This window comes from Alteromonas sp. KUL150, assembly GCF_009811475.1.
GTDB classification, from domain to species: Bacteria; Pseudomonadota; Gammaproteobacteria; order Enterobacterales; family Alteromonadaceae; genus Alteromonas; species Alteromonas gracilis.
In genome coordinates this window covers 1-17,298 of record NZ_BLIJ01000014.1, presented here as the reverse complement: position 1 = coordinate 17,298, position 17,298 = coordinate 1, and the positions used below count along the sequence as shown (strand labels likewise).

The window sequence follows — 17,298 nt, the reverse complement described above, 5'->3', positions numbered from 1 at the left end:
AAGCAGTTTCGGCTAGATTGCCTGTGCAGTGTAGGTCTCTGTCTCTTGAGCTATATCGTTCGCATATTGTGTAAGATGGTGGCTAATGATGTTCTCAGCGCGCTCAACAAACTCGTCACGTTTAAACTTCCAGCCTCTTAAATCAGCTTGTTTTGCCTGCTTAACATAAAAATCTAAGCGTGTTTTTCTAAGCAGATGCGCCTTTTTGGATAAATCAAACTCTACAAGTGATAATGTCTGTTCAACTTTGACGATATCTGCATGAACAGTGCGTTCAGCGTCATCGGCCGTTGCTTGGCTAATTGAAAGCTTGCCCTGCCCGAACAGACCGATTAATGCTATTACAACTGAAACAACTATAGCTGAATAAACCCACTTTAAAATGTTCATGCTTCACTCCTTGATCAACTGTGAACTGCTCATAATCTGATTAATAAACTTAGCGCTAAAAAGTTAAGGTAAGCCAAACAATGCGCTAATTTTAATTACTATGTGTAATTTGTAATTGCAGCTTCTATACCACAATATATTTCTTTGTATTTCAGGAAGATATGAAACAAGACTACTACTGCAAAATGTATTGAAAGAATTTTCTACACACTTTAAGAGAAATTTTCCGTGTCTTTCCTTCGGGTTTAATCAAAGCCTATCCAAACAAAATTTATAAAAACGGCCTTAAATAAACAGTGGATGAAGAATATAGTGTTCAGTGAATGTTTGGTATTACCAAAAAGTTCATTTTTCGCGCTAAATATTGTCGTGAAAATAGACATAAGTATTAAAAGACAATTAAATCAGTAGTGAAAACAACAATCACATAATCACCCTTCCCTCTCTAAGGCAATCTACTTAAAGACTTCATAACTTTTGTCAATTGATTTTAAATTGGCATTACAAAACGCAATTTCACCCCCTTAACCGGACTTACCAATAATATTGATTTAAGTATGAGATGCATCGGTAAGCAATTGTCTACCAAGAGGTTTAAATGTCTAAAATAAAGACAATGCCTACTGCCTTCTGGTTATGTGACGTTTCTGTTATCCCATGGATGAAGCCCGTTTTAATGTCTCTTACATTAATTCTCGCTTCGAGTCTTGCTAATGCTGGAGTAATTTCAGCTGAAAAGTTTGATTTAAGCATTTTGATTGAAGCGAACGGAAAATTGTTGAAATTTAGCGTGATTTGAATATGGTAGTTTTGGCTTCTGCGGTGCTTACGCCTATTTTGGGATCAGAACAAGAACGCGAACATAAAGCGTATTGTAGAAAGTAAGCAATATGGAACTGATATCACTATCTATGAATTCTATTTTGTTTTTGATGATTGCACTGAATCTTGCAAAGAGATCAAATCTGAAAATAGCTAAGCAATTCTCCTTAACGAAGAATAGAAGCATTGACTTCGATAATTATATATTTGGTTAACATTTAAAAAGAAAAAGGGGCGAATGCCCCTTTTCAAACTTATCTACATGAAATGCGTTTAGTTCATTGCAGTTTTAGTCACTACACGAAGGTCGCTTTTCACATTTTTAACATCAGATGCATTTTTTGCGATTTCAACCGCTAAATCGCGCTCTGCATCAGAATCAACGTCGCCCGACAGCATTACCACGCCATTTTCAACGTCAACATCAATGTTGAAACCAGAAATATCAGTGTCCATTAGAAGACGGGTCTTGATTACAGTAGCGATTTTAGCGTCAGTAAGTTCGCTTGTACCTTCATCTACCGTATCTTCCATATCATCAGACATGTCGCCGTCCATGTCTTTGTCAGAAACAATGGTCAACTTGTTGTCTACAGAGGTTACACCGTCAATGTTTGCTACCAGCTCTTCCGCTAGCTTTTTATCGACAGAATTTTCAACCTTACCTGTTAGCACTACATTGCCATTTTTCACATCGGTATTGATATCGAATGAATCTAGGTTGCCATTGAACAACAGCGTAGCTTCAGCTTTGCCATCAATCCATGCGTCTTTGGCGCCCTTTTCCCACTTGTTGTCAGTGTCCATATCTCCTGCATAAGCTGCAGTGGTCAACGTTGTAGCAACAATCATAGAAATTAGTGAACGTTTCATAACATTTCTCCTTTGTCGAAACTCACAATGAAGTAAGCTAGAACCTTGCCAACAACGCAACCCATTGTTTTTGAATGAATATCATAGAAATATTCGTATTTAATGGTTCAAGAATTTGAAATCTTTGCTGTGAAACGAGAATTTTTTACCTGTTGCTTTAAATGTGAGTTCTCCGACATAGCTATCGAAGAATAATCAATAAATGTGAATTGAGTTTCATCCGTATTGAAATGAGTAAAGATTAAACTGATTTAACAATTTAAGCGTAGATAATAGAGAAATCTTCTTATTGCTAGGTACCTTTCAAAAACTTGATAGGAAACAGCATTTCAAATTTTTAATATCAAGGATGCTAAGCCAATGGATATTGCACTTTTTGCTGCATCAATACTCTTTATTGTAGTCAGCTTTGTTCCTCTTTTACCCTCTTCTCATTGGGTGGTTCGAGTTTGGGAATTCCCTCGCCTGCAAATATCTGTAATTATTGTCATTCTTCTTCTTTGTCACGCATTAAATTGGACTTCTGATAATCATTGGTTAGTTATTAACTCGCTGGTAATTACAGGACTAGGGATAACTCTGCTCTACCAACTTGTTTGGATACTCCCTTACACACCCTTTTATAAAAAAGATGTCAAAAGAATAGAAAAATCGCAGGCAGCGAGCACGGTAAGTGTGCTTTCAAGTAACGTCTATATGCCTAACAACGACTTTAGAAAACTTATAGCGCACGTCAGAAATAAGAAACCGGACTTCTTAGTAACATTAGAGTCGAATGAAAAGTGGCAAAAGGGAATTAGTGAAATCGAATCGGAGTACCCTTACCGGAAGTTCTGTGCGCTTGAAAACCTTTACGGTATGCACTTGTATAGCAAAATACCGTTTGAAGAGGCTACGCTTAATTTCCTGATTGAAGATGATGTTCCTTCCATGAAGGTAAAGATAAATTTAGAAGGGCAAGACACTCTCCTCTACTTTCTTCATCCTAAGCCCCCTAGCCCAACAGAAAACACGTATGCAAAACCTCGTGATGTCGAATTAGCTATTGTTGGAAAGGAGATATCGAATACAAACGGGCCGATTATTGTGGCAGGCGACCTCAACGATGTGGCGTGGTCGCCGACAACACGAAAATTTAAAAAGATAAGCGGATTGCTAGATCCACGAGAAGGTCGAGGCTTTTATAACACGTTTCACGCAAAATACCCGTTAGTAAAATGGCCACTAGATCACGTATTCCATTCTAAGCATTTTGCGTTGGTTCACATAGAAAAGCTAGAGAGTATAGGTTCAGACCACTACCCTTTGTATACTGAACTAGCGTTTATCGACGATTAAACAAGCTCGAGAGCGTAGTCCGGGCTGTTTAACGAGAGCTTCTGTGCTTTACACACCACATTAGACTTTCGCACGCGTCTTCTCGCTTTTTAAAGTGTGCTAAACCAATAAGCGCCCCATCTCTAGGCCAAACTGCTTGGTTAAGCACGCTTTGCTCCTCTTCGGACAAATTCTCACGGTTCAACACAATCTCTACCGCTTTTTTGTTTGGTTTAATTAGCGTAGGGTTAGCGGCTTTGACTAGTGATGAATTAACACATATATACTCTCGTTTTACTGGGTCGCGTACCACACCGATAATGTCGTTATCGCAGATTATCGCCGGCCAGCCCTCTGAGATTCGACTTTGACCAAACATAATCAGCGTAAACGCGAATAAAACAAAAAGTGTTAGACCAATAAATTGTGTGCTTAAGTCCGGTGCAACACTGATAATAACGCCTACGACTGCGGCGAAAAATATCCATCCACCAAACACCCTTCGCATAGCGTTAGGGGAAATTCCAGATATCACATCCACTGATTTCAGTGATTGCTTATCATAGCTTTTAATAAATACAGACGATTGTGATTCCACAGTCTTTTCCACCAGAAGAATAAGAGAAATAAAAATTAATACGTTACAAGTAAGACTGAAGATTTACCTACTCTCTGAATAGAAAAGTATTGCGAGAGAAAATCAAACTTTTCGTCAGAAAAAGAGTTTATCGATAACAGAATAGATATCTGATATCTTTAATTTCATGTTTAAAATCATGCTAATAAGCATAACAAAATTAGTTGCCAGGGCAAAGCAATTGCACGCTTAAAGTACACTTAAATAAGACCAAAAAGGCAAGAAATCCTCTTCATCAAATTGTGTCTAACATTTCGATTAATTTCCTTTGATGTTTTTCCTATTTTTAACGGCATTCAGTTAACACTTTTATGGTTCTAAAAAAGCGCTAAGAATAAAGAACACTGAATACAATAGGTATGTAAAATTTTCCTTTATCGGGCACCTCTTTCGTTATCTCCCGTAAAACTTGGTGCTTAGCAAGGCACCAAAAACAAAAATACCCCATCAAATTCAAAACCTTAAAGAAAAGGAACGTTCTTTGCTTTCACACAAATACAACGTGCAAGGTGCACCGTCGCAAGCGTTAAGCATTATAGGGCTAGGCAAAGGAGGTTGAGTATGCGTTCACCAATAAGTGCAGTAACTATTGTTAAAAATAGAACTGAGAAATTGATTCACCTTATCGATCAACTCGAGCAATGCTCTCCAACACCAGACGAGCTTGTCATCGTATGGATGGCACCACCATCAGGTCTTTCTCTGATAAAAAGCGACAAATTCGACATCGTGCACAAGTTTACGACCCAAGGCGAACTTCCTATCGCGAAGGCGAGAAACAAAGGAATGCAAGCCGCGAAACACGCAAACCTTGCTTACTTAAATGTTGATGCGGTGGTGTCCCCATCACTGTTTAAAGATGGCTTACTTGCACTGAAAGACAACGCGGTAATTTTTACTTCCGTTGTTTTCTTGCCTAGTGAGCGATGTGAGAAACCGTATTCGGACATTTCAAAGTGCGAGCAACAGATTGGTTATTTAGCGAGTAATGACGACACGCTACCCAAAGAAGATAACAACGAAATACCCTCAAGAGATCAGGAAATTAATCATGGAAAGTTTAGTGACGATAGTGTTTGTTCTACAGTGTTTTTTATTCGTAAGGCAGACTTTCAGAAAACCGGCGGCTTCGATGAAGGCTACGCGGGTTTCGGACTAAATGACGAAGACTTTTTTACCAACTGCAGAGCATTAGGCTATTCATTAGAGCAGTTACCTACCCGCACTTTTGCGCCACAGCGCCCTAATTACCAGTGCCCCGTCAATCACTTATTAGATTTTGTTCATAATGCTCAGCGCTTCCACGCTAAATGGGGCTTCTACCCTTGCACTGAAGTACTCACCGCTTATGCGGAGAAAGGCTTTATCGATTTAAACTACGAAGAAAATGGATTAAAGGTTATTCAGTTGCCCAAGCAGGAAGATGACCCGAGCAACACGGATACGAGCGCCTCAACCCCTACCCCGTCGACTGCCGGATTTGAATTCACGTCTTTTCATTCGCCAGCTAAAAGCCAAGAGCATTTAAGCAGCACGGCTTAATTTCTTTATAAGAAATGAGCGGTAATGTTTAATTTAGGGAGATATGGAATGTCTTTAATAAAACCCGATCTAACACATCGTTTTTTATCATTTATAGGGGAAGGGGACTTCCCCTGTGTAGGTGCTAAATCGGCGCTAACTAAGAAGCAAATACACGTTCTGCAATTTGACGATATCTACTGCGAAAGTAATGAACCTGATATCTTGGCTTCAATTCACAAGTTCGTAGAAGCATTTATGCTGAAGCGTGATATGTATTCCTCTCTTGTGGTTACATTTGAACAGCCCGACACCATTACCGAAACTGAGTTTGATAAAGTACTCTGGGAAAAGCTTCAACGTCTTCATGAAGTAGACGCATGCTTAAAAAGTTGGGATAGCAAAGTATCAAGCGATCCGCACAGTGCTCAATTCAGTTTAAGTCTTGGCGGGAAGGGCTTTTTCGTAATTGGGTTGCACCCAAATGCCTCTAGAAAGAGCCGACGTTTTTCTCATCCCGCAATCGTGTTTAATTTACACGAACAGTTTGAGCTGCTTCGTAAACAACAGAAGTTTGAAGCATTTAGAGATCATATCAGGAAGCGTGACGCCGCCTACTGCGGCAGTAAAAATCCATTGCTAGCTAACCATGGTGAAAGTTCTGAAGTTTATCAATACAGTGGTAAAAAGCATTCAAAAAGCTGGGAATGCCCCTTTAAACAAGTAAAAACTAACTCATAAGATATAAAAGGCACAGTATGAGACAAACTATACAGCCAAGAAGCGGTACTGCATTTACTATCAAGAAAGGTGAACGCCTTAAAGTCATTGACCCTGAAGGGGAACAAGTGGCCGACCTTTACGCGTTCAATGAGCATGATAAGGATGAGTTCATTTCCTCGGGGAGGAGTTTAGATTACAACGAAAGCCTTAAATTTAAAAAAGGCAGCCTGCTTTATTCTAATCAAAGTAACGTCATGTTTGAAATTATCGACGATAAGGTAGAGGATCATGATTTTTTACTAACGCCTTGTAGCGTAGATACCTTCAAACACTTCTACCCCAATGAAGAGCCGGTACCAGGTTGTCACGGTAACTTAGTTGCCGCTTTCGCTGAGTTTGATATTCCAGAGCATAACGTATGCACAACCTTCAATACATTTATGAATGTTGAGGTAGACAGTACGGGTAAAATTGCTGTTTTGCCGCCGAAGTCAAAAGCCGGCGACTACACGATATTTGAAGCTAAAATGGATATGATTGTAGGTTTAACTGCATGTTCTGCCGGTGAATCTAACAATTTTCAATATAAGCCAATTCAATTTGAGATAATGCCCGCGAACCCGTTGTAATTCGCGAGCATTATTTTAGCAAATGAGGCGAGCGTTATTGTGCCGCTGCAATAGCGCTCGGTTTTTCTTGTTGCCAATCAAGCCGCATGTCCCACTTAAAGCGATGTTCAGGCTTTAGCGGCGGTTGCGCTGCATCAATAGTACTCAACACATTGGTTGCCTCTGTCAGTGTCGCATCGCGACCAAAAAGATAACTTTGTTCTTTAACTATGGTCAAATACGCTTTGTTTAGCGCATAAGCGCGCTCTGGCGAAGGCGTGATGATGTCGTAAACCGATTTAGTGCGCTGCAGATCTTGCGTTTTAACCATGCCTTTTTCGTCGAACCATTTCGCCAGCATTTCGCCGTTTTGACGAAACTCGTCGCCGCCGCCTACACGCTCCATATAGGTCAAGTATTCACCCGTTTCTTCGTTAATGTTTGGTACATCTTCGATTGCACGCAAATCAATATAGCCCCACCCTGCCTTGCCAGGTACTTTACGGGCGAATGAGAATGTTTGATCGAACGTTGACCCCACTGTTTTATGACAGCCATTACAAAATGCTAGTTCTTGATCGTGTTGCGCACGCAGTTCGCCCTGCTCATCTTCGATGAAGCCGTTAATCGTCCACCCAAAGCCATTATCTATCCCTTTTTCACCTAGGTAGCGAGTTTGAGGCAGTTTCTCAAAGTGTTTATCTTTTGCCTCGGCATAATAGGCAGAGGCTAAGCTTTCGCGGCTTCTGAACATGTGTTTTTTCATGTAGCGCACCTCTTTCATACGCGGCGCATTGTAAATATTTCCATCTTCATCCACGCCAATGTAGCGTACCGTATGCAAGAATTCGGTACCTTCAGGATACAGCATATGGGCAAGCGGAATTGCACTCGCATCGCCAACATAATGCGACGAACGCGCTATTTCAGTCACTGATTTTGTAAGCTTACCGTCTTGGTTTATATCAAGGTTCAGCGCTAATTCATCGACCGTTGCCACGGTTAGTGTGTCTAGCTCTTTGACTGCCATTTCAACCAGGCTTAAGTTCAATGTATAAATGGCCTTATTGTATTCGCCATTCAGTGTTTGAAAGCTTTCAGGAAGCCTGATCATGGCGTCACCAGTCGATCCGTTAGTCGGCCAGAAGGTGCTGGGGAAAGGCTTATAGTTGTAAGACACCCATCCGCTGTTATCTTTAGCGAAACCGTCGCCATCAAACGCTTCGTCAGCTGCGCTTAAATCCTCTATTCGCATATAATCTGGTATTGCGTCTGTTTTAAGCGATGCGGCGTAGTTATCTTGCGCTATATATTTTTGAATGGTGGCATCGTCAATACCCGCTATAAGCGAAGTACGGTCTATAAACAGATTCTTCCAGCTATTTGTTAACCCAACATCGGAAAATTCATAATTGCCCTGTAAGGTACCATCACCCATTTGGTTAGGGCGCTTTTCCATTGCATCGTAACTTTGATGACATGCATAACACGGGTTGTTAACCCCTTCAGTTTTGGTGTAACACTGGGGAGGAATAACCGATTCAGGGTTGTACACTTCATTATGCTCAATATATGCCAGAGCAGGAATATCGTCCCCTTCTTGATAAGGGTAAGAGTGCACATTGTCGGCGTTTGTCTGCTCTGATGAAGGCCTTTTCCCGATGGCAGAGTGAGTACTTGTGCTCATGCCGGTATTTGATTGATTGTTTAAATCATCACTTGTGCTTTCAGTGCACCCTGCACTGACAAGTAGTGAAAGCAGAATGCCTGCACCTGAAGTTATTTTTAGTATTTTCATATTCGTCACAACGGAAAAAGCCGAGTGTGAATACACCCGGCATATTTTAAATTAAATAGAAAACTTACTTATCTGCTGGCTCATACATCCACAGCGTGTTGTTCTCTTGGAAACCGTCTTCACCGATAAGAATACGGCCGTCGTTCATTACCACTACGTTATCTGGCTGAGAAAGCTGTTCTACGTCACAACTCTCTGCGCCTGTTAGGCTTGAGCGGTACGTACCGCCCATCACAACAGGTTCGATACGAGAAATGTTGTAGCCTTCTTCGAGCTTCGCGCGATAAACACCACCACAATCTTTAACGCGGGCAGAAAGCTGCATGTCGCCTTCACCGTCAACCATAGTGTTGTCGATATCCGCAATGCCAATGTAAAGGTAAGCATTTTCTACTACTTCACCTTCAATAGTATCAACCCCTTCCACCGCTTCTTTTGCGCGCTTCTGATTAATAGAGATACCTTCTAGTTTTCTCCATTCTGCGGTAGCACCCTTAAGACGGGCCGCTGCACGGCTTTCTAGGAACGCCACGCGGTCGTCCATAGGTTGGCCAGCGGTTACGCTTGAACCGCCCTCTTCCACTGTTGGATACGTTGTATCGCCATCCACCCACGCTTGAACGTCGGCCATCGTGATGTAAGAGCTTTGGCCATCTACGTAACCGTCGGTGCCAATACCGTTGTATTCATCAATCCATGCGCGAATAGTCATATTGTCGCCACTAGCAAGTTCAACCCACTCAACCGCAAAGCCAGTAGTCGCAGGATCATTCTGACCCGCATCCTGGGTAAGTTTTGCGCCGTAAAGTGTACCTGCTGATAGGTCTTCTGCAGTATCAGCGACAAATTTAAACAGCACGCCGCCGGTGTCATCTTGAGAAAGATAAACCGTTTTTCCATCAGGCATTACTGTTGAATTTTCGTGCTCATAACGGCCCATCGTGAAGTGCTTAACAATCACTGGCTCATCAGCCAATGGCTCTGTAACTTCTGCAATGTAGCCATAGTTATAAGGGTTTGGCGCATCTGGTGCTGTCATCTGCCACATGCGACCTAAGCGTGCATCTGTAGATACGGCTTCTGGGTTATTCCAGCTAGGAGACGTTGTTGTGTCTACCGCAGAGTTAACCACCCACTCTTCCGACGTAAGAGGCGTACCCCAAGGTGACATTGAACCAAAGCAGTTCGCTGCTGTACCCCATACTGGAGAGAAATCAAGCATCATTGCTTCTGTGACTTCCCACATACCAAACTCGTCTTTTTCTACTTTCATGCGGCTCATACCGCCAGGTAGTTCTTCCCAGTTTGAGAACAGGTACCCTTCGCCTTCGGCAGTTGAAATAAAGCCGTTAAAGTCAGGCATATCGTTTTCAAGAACAAGCTCTTCGCCATCTAGTGTGTAGATGTGGCCCAAACCTTCAGGAAGATCAGTACCGAAAGTATCACCGGTTTGACCAAGTACTTGGTATTGACCAATAGCAGAAACCACCAGCTCTTTTTCTTCATCAGAGCTTGGTACAGGTGAATTTGGTAATGTAACTGGCAGATTATTGAAGTTAGCGCCTGCTAGCACACCTACAGTACCTGTGTTTATAGCCATATCATTTACGCTAGTAGTCGCAGCGTTAGTGCCAGATGGATGCTGTACGTTGAAGAAAAGGTCGCCTTCATCAGTTAAGAAAATACCGGTAACTTCAGCGCCAAGAGGAACAGTCGCAATTCGAGTAAGTGTACCTGCTGTTGTCCCCTCTGGTCCCTGTTCACCCACAGGGCCCTGTTCGCCAGAAGGGCCTTGCTCACCTGTTGGACCTTGTTCACCCACTGGCCCCTGAACGCCGTCTTCGCCATCATCACCCTCTAGTGAGCAGGCAGACATTCCAAGTGTTACTGCTAGTGCAATCGCTGAATACTTTATTCCACGAAGAGTTTCGCTTTTCATTACGGTTCCTTGCTTATAGTTGTTTTCTATATTGATTAGAGGCAAGCGAAAATCTCACCTCGCTAAATGGTCTTAGCGGGCAAAGAGTGTGGATAAGATTTATGACACTTGGGTGACAAATTATTGACTCAAAAATGAAAGATTTTTGACACAACAACCTGAAAGTAAAAGAAAAAGGTAAGTAAATTTACACGGAGGCGGCGCAGCGCTTAGGATTTTTGAATGTCCAATTAAGAAAAGATAGTCCACTTAGTCAGTTTATGAATTATTTATTTCATCATGTAGAACGACATCAACATTTAAAAAGAGCCTTTAAAAAACGAAGGCTATATGCCTTCGAATTCCCATTGCGTAACCACTTGGTATCTATTATCTTTTAAATATCACTGTGCTTCGCATGCTCCTATGTCTATACGATTTCGATACATCATTGCTCTTGCACTGACGGCGTCTCTTATCACTCTTTCTTTTTTGGTGTTGTCTGATCTTATTAAACACCAACAACAAGATGCAGAAATTATAAATATCGCGGGTCAGCAGCGTATGCTGTCACAGCGTATTGCACTGCTTGTCGGCACGGCAAACATATGCGGTGACAGTGATGAACGCCGCTACCTCAATAAGTCATTAACGCGTTTCAAGCAGAACCACCAGTATTTAATTTCGTTAGAGCAGCTTCCCATTGTCACCTTCAATACTTATTTTAAAAGTGGCCAGCTCGATAGAATGGTCAATGACTATGTTGCAAAGGCCGAAAAAGTTTTAGAAAACGGCGAATGTAAACCAACCCAATTATTAGACGTTAACCAACTTACAGCACTTCTTGAGCAGCTGGATAACGTAGTAAATCAGTTCGAATTTGATGCAACCAGTCGTGTAGAAACGGTGTTATCAATAGAGATGTACCTGTGGCTAGCCGCACTTTTTCTTCTGACAGTTGAAGCTGCCTGTATATTTTTTCCAATGGAACTTGAAATAAAACGCTCATTCAAAAAACTCACCACGTTAAAAGAGCAAGCAGAAAATAATGCTGAGTTAGCGCAAAAAGCTAATCAAGCCAAATCAGAATTTCTTTCTAGCATGAGTCACGAGCTTCGCACCCCGATGAACGGCCTGTTTGGTATGATAGAGTTGGCAATTGATAACCCAGAGAAGAGCGGTATCTATCTTAAAAAGGCCAAAACGGCTGGACGTCAGCTACTCGTACTTATCAATGACATTTTGGATATATCCAAAATAGAGGCGGGAAAGATTAAAATTGAACAAGCGCCAGTTGACCTGCTCCAAGTGCTAGATGATGTGGTCTCGCTTCAGCGGGTATATTGTCAACGCAAAGGCTTAGCATTTAAATATGTCAAAGATCCCTCTCTCCCTCATGTAATCAAAGGCGATATTACCCGCATTTCGCAAATCCTTCACAACTTACTTAACAATGCAATAAAGTTTACAGAGCAAGGCTCCGTCACATTTAAGGTTGACTACGCAAGCCAAGAGGATGGCAACCTTCTTACGTTCGATATAATTGACACGGGTATAGGTATAGCCTCACCGAAACTTAAAACCATTTTTCGCAAATTTGAACAAGCAGACCAATCTACAACTCGCGAGTTTGGTGGCACTGGGTTAGGTTTGAGCATTGCTAAGCAGCTTGCCAATCTAATGGGGGGCGATATCGAGGTGCGCACAGTTCTTGGTCAAGGCAGTACGTTTACGTTTCATTTAAAAGTTGAAGAAACACACCTACCTGAAATCGCTATAGAAACAAATGTGAATTTGCGCTGTGCAATCATTGACGATTTACAAACAAGCCGTGAATATTTTGAACATGTTGTTACCTCAATGTCGATTAAACCAACTTGCTACGAAAGTGCAAGCGCCTATCTAAACGATAACCCACTTGGTTATGAGGTAATTATTTTAGACCTTTCTATGCCAGAAATGAGCGGTGCTGATCTGATTAAGCAATTGAAAACCATGAGTCCAGCATCGCTTCCAAAAATTATTCTGATATCTGCTGAGCTAGAGCGCTTAGAAGATGAAGGAGACATACAGGCACTTATTTGGAAGACTCACGCAAAGCCTATCAACAGGCGAGAGTTGGAAAACGACTTAGCCAAGTTAATAGAAAAGCAGCCGATTAACCAACAAAACATGCTTAGTATCAACAAGAAAAAGCGAATATTATTGGCTGAAGACAATGAAATAAACGCCGAGATAGTGAAAGCGATATTACAAAATGAGGGGTACAACTTTCTTCATGTAAAAAACGGCTCCGACGCGGTCAATGTTTGTAAAAACCATAACTTTGACCTCATATTGATGGACTGTAACATGCCAATCATGGGCGGTATTGAAGCCTCTGTATTATTGCGTAAAACCTTAGAGGTAAAAACTCCGATTGTTGCGCTAACCGCCAATGCCTTTGCTGAAGACAAAGATGAATGTTTGGCTGCCGGCATGGATGACTTTTTAGCCAAGCCGTTAGACAAAGATACGCTGCTGCTATGTATCAGAAAATACCTTGGTTCATGATAAGCGTTATCAAACGCCAAACAACTAACGAATTAACTATATCACTCCAACCTTGGAGGCTGTTTGATACGGCGCGCATGGCTAATTCACAGGTTTCATAGCGCACACAAATTTTTTACTAGACTGTGTACAGTTCTTCTTCTACAACATAACCCGGTGCAATAGCCAGATTGTCAGTATTGGCAAGGCTTTGCTGGTTTCTGAGCCAAAGTTGATATTCACCAGTACGTAAACTTGCGTGCTTAGTGCAGTCAACATTCCAACGCCTTAACAAGTACCCTGCCATGGCCGCACGTACCTCTAAGGTAAGCACTCCTTCCTCCATCCCGTAATCAAGCTCTATTGCGGTAGGATATTTTATATTTTTAGGATGGGGCACAATTTCGAGCGAGATAAGTCTTCCCCACTCTTTGTCGTTTTTGATACATTCATGTGCTTCTGGTTCCGCTTTCACTGTCACCTTGCTAAAGCGGGTTAAAACAAAGTCTCTAAAGCTCTGTGATTTTCTGTCGAACGCTCTAACATGCCACCGCTGACCATTATCAACAATACTATGCGGTACCAGTTCTCGCGCGCCGCTGCCGCTAGATAACGACGTATAAATAACACTCATCGCCTTGTTGTTAACAATAGCCTGCACTACTTTCGCCACTACAAAAATATCAGGCACGTTTAGCGAAGACGCACTTTCTACAGGGAAATGCACATCGCCAATAGCATCAAAGCCGTCTGAGATGTCGTTGGCAAGTTTTACCAAGGTGCGCTTTGCGTCGTGCTCGAACACCGGAATAAAGCTTTCTGTTTGAAAGTAACGCTTTTCCCTTGGATCGTAGATTAAGTTATCGGGCGCTAGTTCTTTGTAGAGCGTAAAGTCGCGGGAGCCCGCTGATAGCCCTACTTCAAATCGATTTATCAAATCTTGGCGATGAATGGCCCCTTTAAACAAAAGGCAGAAGTCGATATACGCCAGTCGTTGGCGTTGAGAAAAAGAAATGGTTTCTAACATGGTGCGCACTTATTGTATTTTTATTCAGTGTGGTTCATTTAAAGCCGCATGTAAATAGCAAAAGAGATAAAAAAGCCCAGCACTTGGCTGGGCTTAAACATTTAGCATTTAAGGTTTGTTATTTCGCACGTTTACGAGCGAAAAACATACCACCTAAAGCCAGAAGTGATAGCGCAAAGGTACCTGGTGCAGGTACTTGGGCGATTTCGAAGCTAGTGCCTCTGGGGGCCTCGAGGAGAAGGTTAAACCCAATGTTATTTGATAATTCAGCCTTAGCAAATGAAAGGTCGACCATTCCGCTACTTAGCGCAACTAAAACAAAAGAGAAAATGTCTACCTCAATTTTGCCAGCTTGAAAAAGCTCCACAGGGCCAAAAGTAGCGCTACTTAATGACGCTGAATTAGCTGAACTATCATTTGAGGGACCAAAAAGTGGCACCCCAATAGCGCCTAAGTCCATAACTGTAGTTGGGTCTAAACTTACAAACAGAGAATCAAACAAAACGGATATGTCATACCCGAAGAAGTATGTTTGAACGCCATTTAATGACAAACCAGAAGCACTCACCGTTGCTGTAATCGTTTCGCCAACGTTATAAGTATCTTTATCTGTTGTAATCGAAATGAGTGCTGCATTTGCGTTGAAGGTTGCTGCAACCATTAATAGTAAAAAGAATTTTTTCATTGTTATTTTCCTAAAATTAAATTGCACAATTAGCGCGTGTACACATCGCCATTAATGCTTGAATATCGAAGAAATTAATTTGGCCGTCGCCGTTAAAATCGTAGTTATTACCCGTGGCTTGCCCTTGCAAAAACAGTTGATAGAAGGCCATGATATCGCTGTAATCTACATCGTTATCACCATCGAAATCTCCAACTGTTACTTCTTCTGGGAAATTAAGCACTACCACTACTGGGTCGTGATCTGACGAACGATACGCGTCAGCGCCGTAGTAACTAGAAAGCTGAGTTTCCGATTTAAATTCAACGTTATAGTCGAATACACGAGGCTCATCTGCATTGATATGCCATACCGTCGCGTCCACCACATATTCCGTTAATGATGGGCTTGATAAGGCGTGATCTAGGTAACCTATTTCGCCGCCGAAGCTATAGGAATAAGCGCTGTCGCCATCGAAGAAGTTGACTAAATTGCTGTAGCCAGCCTCTTCAAGAGCAAGAATAGGCTCTTCTTTCGCATAGGCATTTAAATCGCCCATCACGATAACGCGGTCAGACAACACGTCGCTGTTTTGCTCAACAAGAGAAATTAGACCTTGTGCTGCTTGGGTACGCAGTTCGTTCCAACACCCTTGACCGTCACCTAAGTCGGCGTTGTTGCCTGTAGCACTGCCACAGCTCCCTTTTGATTTAAAGTGGTTTATCGCTAACGTAAACGCTTCGCCATTGCTGTTCACACTAAAGCTTTGTAGCAAAGGTTGGCGATTACCATAGTCAAACGGTGCTTCAGACGAGGTCACAGGATTACCCTGAAGTGAAACTACCGCTGGCTTATAAATAATACCTACAGCAATCTCATCTCCGCCTAATTGAGACTCTAATGCTACATAGCTGTACTCGTCACTGCCTAGTTCAGCGTTCACGCTGTCTACTAATGTCGCAATTGCAGAATCGCTGCTATAACCATCGTTTTCGATTTCAACAAGGCCAAGTACGTCTGCATTCATTGCCACAATGGCAGATACTGTTTTCGCTTGCTGGCGAGCAAATTCAATTTCCGAGTCAGCACCGCGAGAAGTTGGAAAGTCTGGACCATTGAAATAGTTAAGCACGTTAAAGCTAGCAACTTTTACATCACCAATAGCGTTTAACTGTGGTGCAGCAATCCGCGGATTAGTACGTACAGTTTGGATATCACCAACAGGGATAAGGTTGTAAGCACCAAAGGCATAATGTAATACACCTTCAAGGGCTTCTACACTGTCACCTAAGCGCAGCGGGTTATTATGTGATAAGCCACCAACAGGGAAAGGGATTCCATCCAAATTCTGTGAGGTAGCTCCATCCTCAACCAATAAAGTGTTTCGCGCATTAGTTTCCGCTAACGCCAGCGCTTCTTCTGAACCCGCTACAAATTGGTTTGTCGGAATCATCAAGCGTTCTGAAGACACATTGAACTGACCATAACGCCCAAGATTATAGATATCAGAAACTTTAAGGGTTTGCTCAAAACTAATGTGCATACCTTCAAAGGTTTCTAAATTCGTACTTGGGCTAAACGGCATAGCGATTGGTGTGTAAAGCACACTGCTACCAGTACCAGTAACCTCTACATCTGCTGACAAGGCTACTTGGGTTACACCAAAGCGCTCACCTACTGTACCTGCTATACGCACTGCATCGCCTGCCTCAGGTAGGCTAAATGAACCTGCGTAAACAAATACACCTTCAGATGTTGCCGTATTACCGTCTGAATCATTCGCTTCTTCCTGAACGAAGAAACCACTCATAGCAGGCACTACTTTTGTTACTACCGCTTCAACAATCACGTCGGTACCGACCATTTCGGACTCATCGCCGTCACCTTGAATCGCGCTGATAAGCACTACTTCAGCGATGGGGTCAGTAGGATCTGTCGGGTCAGTTGGGTCGGTAGGGTCCGTTGGTTCGCTTACTGAACCGTTATGACCGCCAAAGTTACTAAGCGTATCTTTTGGAAAGCTATCCCATTCATCAGTGGTGAAAGCAGGGTTACGATTAGGATTTCCGCCTGTCACTGAACTCTTACGCACTAGCGTAACGTCTTTACCCCAGTCAGTATCAACCCCATACGTACCCAGAGCATCTACAACTTGCCCGTTATATACCAATTCAACGTAATCGTCGCCGTTGAAGTTCATTACGAAACTGCTGATTGTAGAACCAGCTGTAAGCAATGGGTCAGCTTGTGCGTGCGCGATTGTTGCTACACCACCTGCCGGAATCTCGCCTTCAAGCGCTAGCACTTTGCGGTCGGCATCGGCAGTATCACCGTTTGAAAGTAAAACTAATTCATAACCAGACAAGCTCACAGGTTGAGTCGAGCTATTAAAAAGCTCTATCGCTTTGTTAAAGCTACCACCCTCGATATACTCTGAGATGTAAACACTATTGGTTGACGGCCCATTA

The 17,298-nt window shown here is 42.4% G+C and carries 14 protein-coding genes; 6 read left to right on the top strand and 8 right to left on the bottom strand.

The genetic code is table 11. The features are described 5' to 3' along the window. Positions 1-12 precede the first annotated feature (12 nt). Positions 13-390 (bottom strand): hypothetical protein, encoded by a 378-nt coding sequence (locus GVO62_RS02685; RefSeq protein WP_159117629.1) that lies wholly within the window; start codon positions 388-390, stop codon positions 13-15. A gap of 598 nt (positions 391-988) precedes the next feature. On the opposite strand from GVO62_RS02685, the gene GVO62_RS02680 reads away from it, so the two are divergent. Further along, the gene (locus tag GVO62_RS02680; protein ID WP_159117628.1) at positions 989-1,189 is read left to right on the top strand and encodes a hypothetical protein; all 201 of its coding nucleotides are present in this window, start codon (positions 989-991) and stop codon (positions 1,187-1,189) included. A 296-nt stretch (positions 1,190-1,485) separates the two neighbouring features. On the opposite strand, the gene GVO62_RS02675 is transcribed toward GVO62_RS02680, so the two are convergent. Next, positions 1,486-2,085, bottom strand: a complete 600-nt coding sequence (locus tag GVO62_RS02675) for a BON domain-containing protein (RefSeq protein WP_159117627.1) — start codon at positions 2,083-2,085, stop codon at positions 1,486-1,488. 360 nt (positions 2,086-2,445) lie between these two features. Between GVO62_RS02675 and GVO62_RS02670 the strand changes: the two genes are divergently transcribed. After that, positions 2,446-3,423 (top strand): endonuclease/exonuclease/phosphatase family protein, encoded by a 978-nt coding sequence (locus GVO62_RS02670; protein WP_159117626.1) that lies wholly within the window; start codon positions 2,446-2,448, stop codon positions 3,421-3,423. 28 nt (positions 3,424-3,451) lie between these two features. Here the strand turns inward: GVO62_RS02670 and GVO62_RS02665 are convergent, their stop codons facing one another. Continuing rightward, positions 3,452-4,000 carry a hypothetical protein gene (locus GVO62_RS02665; protein WP_159117625.1) on the bottom strand — a complete coding sequence of 183 codons (549 nt, stop codon included), beginning with the start codon at positions 3,998-4,000 and terminating at the stop codon, positions 3,452-3,454. Between the two features lie 600 nt (positions 4,001-4,600). On the opposite strand from GVO62_RS02665, the gene GVO62_RS02660 reads away from it, so the two are divergent. From GVO62_RS02660 to GVO62_RS02650, 3 genes are read left to right on the top strand one after another with little or no spacing between them, the layout of a single operon-like run. Beyond that, on the top strand, positions 4,601-5,581 hold the full coding sequence (locus tag GVO62_RS02660; RefSeq protein WP_159117624.1) for a glycosyltransferase family 2 protein: 981 nt from the start codon (positions 4,601-4,603) through the stop codon (positions 5,579-5,581). A 48-nt stretch (positions 5,582-5,629) separates the two neighbouring features. Then, complete coding sequence (gntA, locus tag GVO62_RS02655) at positions 5,630-6,301, top strand: guanitoxin biosynthesis heme-dependent pre-guanitoxin N-hydroxylase GntA (protein ID WP_159117623.1); 672 nt, start codon at positions 5,630-5,632, stop codon at positions 6,299-6,301. A gap of 17 nt (positions 6,302-6,318) precedes the next feature. Continuing rightward, a complete protein-coding gene (locus GVO62_RS02650; protein ID WP_159117622.1) occupies positions 6,319-6,912 on the top strand; it encodes a DUF1989 domain-containing protein in 594 nt (197 codons plus the stop codon). 34 nt (positions 6,913-6,946) lie between these two features. On the opposite strand, the gene GVO62_RS02645 is transcribed toward GVO62_RS02650, so the two are convergent. Continuing rightward, complete coding sequence (locus tag GVO62_RS02645) at positions 6,947-8,689, bottom strand: hypothetical protein (protein WP_159117621.1); 1,743 nt, start codon at positions 8,687-8,689, stop codon at positions 6,947-6,949. Between the two features lie 64 nt (positions 8,690-8,753). Beyond that, positions 8,754-10,628, bottom strand: a complete 1,875-nt coding sequence (locus tag GVO62_RS02640) for an alkaline phosphatase PhoX (RefSeq protein ID WP_159117620.1) — start codon at positions 10,626-10,628, stop codon at positions 8,754-8,756. A 405-nt stretch (positions 10,629-11,033) separates the two neighbouring features. Between GVO62_RS02640 and GVO62_RS02635 the strand changes: the two genes are divergently transcribed. Then, positions 11,034-13,160 carry a response regulator gene (locus GVO62_RS02635; RefSeq protein WP_159117619.1) on the top strand — a complete coding sequence of 709 codons (2,127 nt, stop codon included), beginning with the start codon at positions 11,034-11,036 and terminating at the stop codon, positions 13,158-13,160. 118 nt (positions 13,161-13,278) lie between these two features. On the opposite strand, the gene GVO62_RS02630 is transcribed toward GVO62_RS02635, so the two are convergent. The 3 genes from GVO62_RS02630 to GVO62_RS02620 all read right to left on the bottom strand — a co-directional run. After that, positions 13,279-14,166, bottom strand: a complete 888-nt coding sequence (locus GVO62_RS02630) for a WYL domain-containing protein (protein ID WP_159117618.1) — start codon at positions 14,164-14,166, stop codon at positions 13,279-13,281. A gap of 118 nt (positions 14,167-14,284) precedes the next feature. Then, entirely contained in the window at positions 14,285-14,851 is a 567-nt protein-coding gene (locus GVO62_RS02625) for a PEP-CTERM sorting domain-containing protein (RefSeq protein WP_159117617.1), read from the bottom strand. A 16-nt stretch (positions 14,852-14,867) separates the two neighbouring features. After that, positions 14,868-17,298, bottom strand: a 2,431-nt coding sequence (locus GVO62_RS02620) for an ExeM/NucH family extracellular endonuclease (protein WP_159117616.1), incomplete at its 5' end; no start/stop codon positions are given.

Bases quoted from the DNA above. Each gene is read 5' to 3' on its own strand.
- GVO62_RS02650 (WP_159117622.1), top strand. From the start codon at position 6,319: ATGAGACAAACTATACAGCCAAGAAGCGGTACTGCATTTACTATCAAG.
- GVO62_RS02685 (WP_159117629.1), bottom strand. From the start codon at position 390: ATGAACATTTTAAAGTGGGTTTATTCAGCTATAGTTGTTTCAGTTGTA.
- gntA (WP_159117623.1), top strand. From the start codon at position 5,630: ATGTCTTTAATAAAACCCGATCTAACACATCGTTTTTTATCATTTATA.
- GVO62_RS02660 (WP_159117624.1), top strand. From the start codon at position 4,601: ATGCGTTCACCAATAAGTGCAGTAACTATTGTTAAAAATAGAACTGAG.
- GVO62_RS02630 (WP_159117618.1), bottom strand. From the start codon at position 14,166: ATGTTAGAAACCATTTCTTTTTCTCAACGCCAACGACTGGCGTATATC.
- GVO62_RS02680 (WP_159117628.1), top strand. From the start codon at position 989: ATGTCTAAAATAAAGACAATGCCTACTGCCTTCTGGTTATGTGACGTT.
- GVO62_RS02625 (WP_159117617.1), bottom strand. From the start codon at position 14,851: ATGAAAAAATTCTTTTTACTATTAATGGTTGCAGCAACCTTCAACGCA.
- GVO62_RS02675 (WP_159117627.1), bottom strand. From the start codon at position 2,085: ATGAAACGTTCACTAATTTCTATGATTGTTGCTACAACGTTGACCACT.
- GVO62_RS02635 (WP_159117619.1), top strand. From the start codon at position 11,034: ATGTCTATACGATTTCGATACATCATTGCTCTTGCACTGACGGCGTCT.
- GVO62_RS02670 (WP_159117626.1), top strand. From the start codon at position 2,446: ATGGATATTGCACTTTTTGCTGCATCAATACTCTTTATTGTAGTCAGC.
- GVO62_RS02645 (WP_159117621.1), bottom strand. From the start codon at position 8,689: ATGAAAATACTAAAAATAACTTCAGGTGCAGGCATTCTGCTTTCACTA.
- GVO62_RS02640 (WP_159117620.1), bottom strand. From the start codon at position 10,628: ATGAAAAGCGAAACTCTTCGTGGAATAAAGTATTCAGCGATTGCACTA.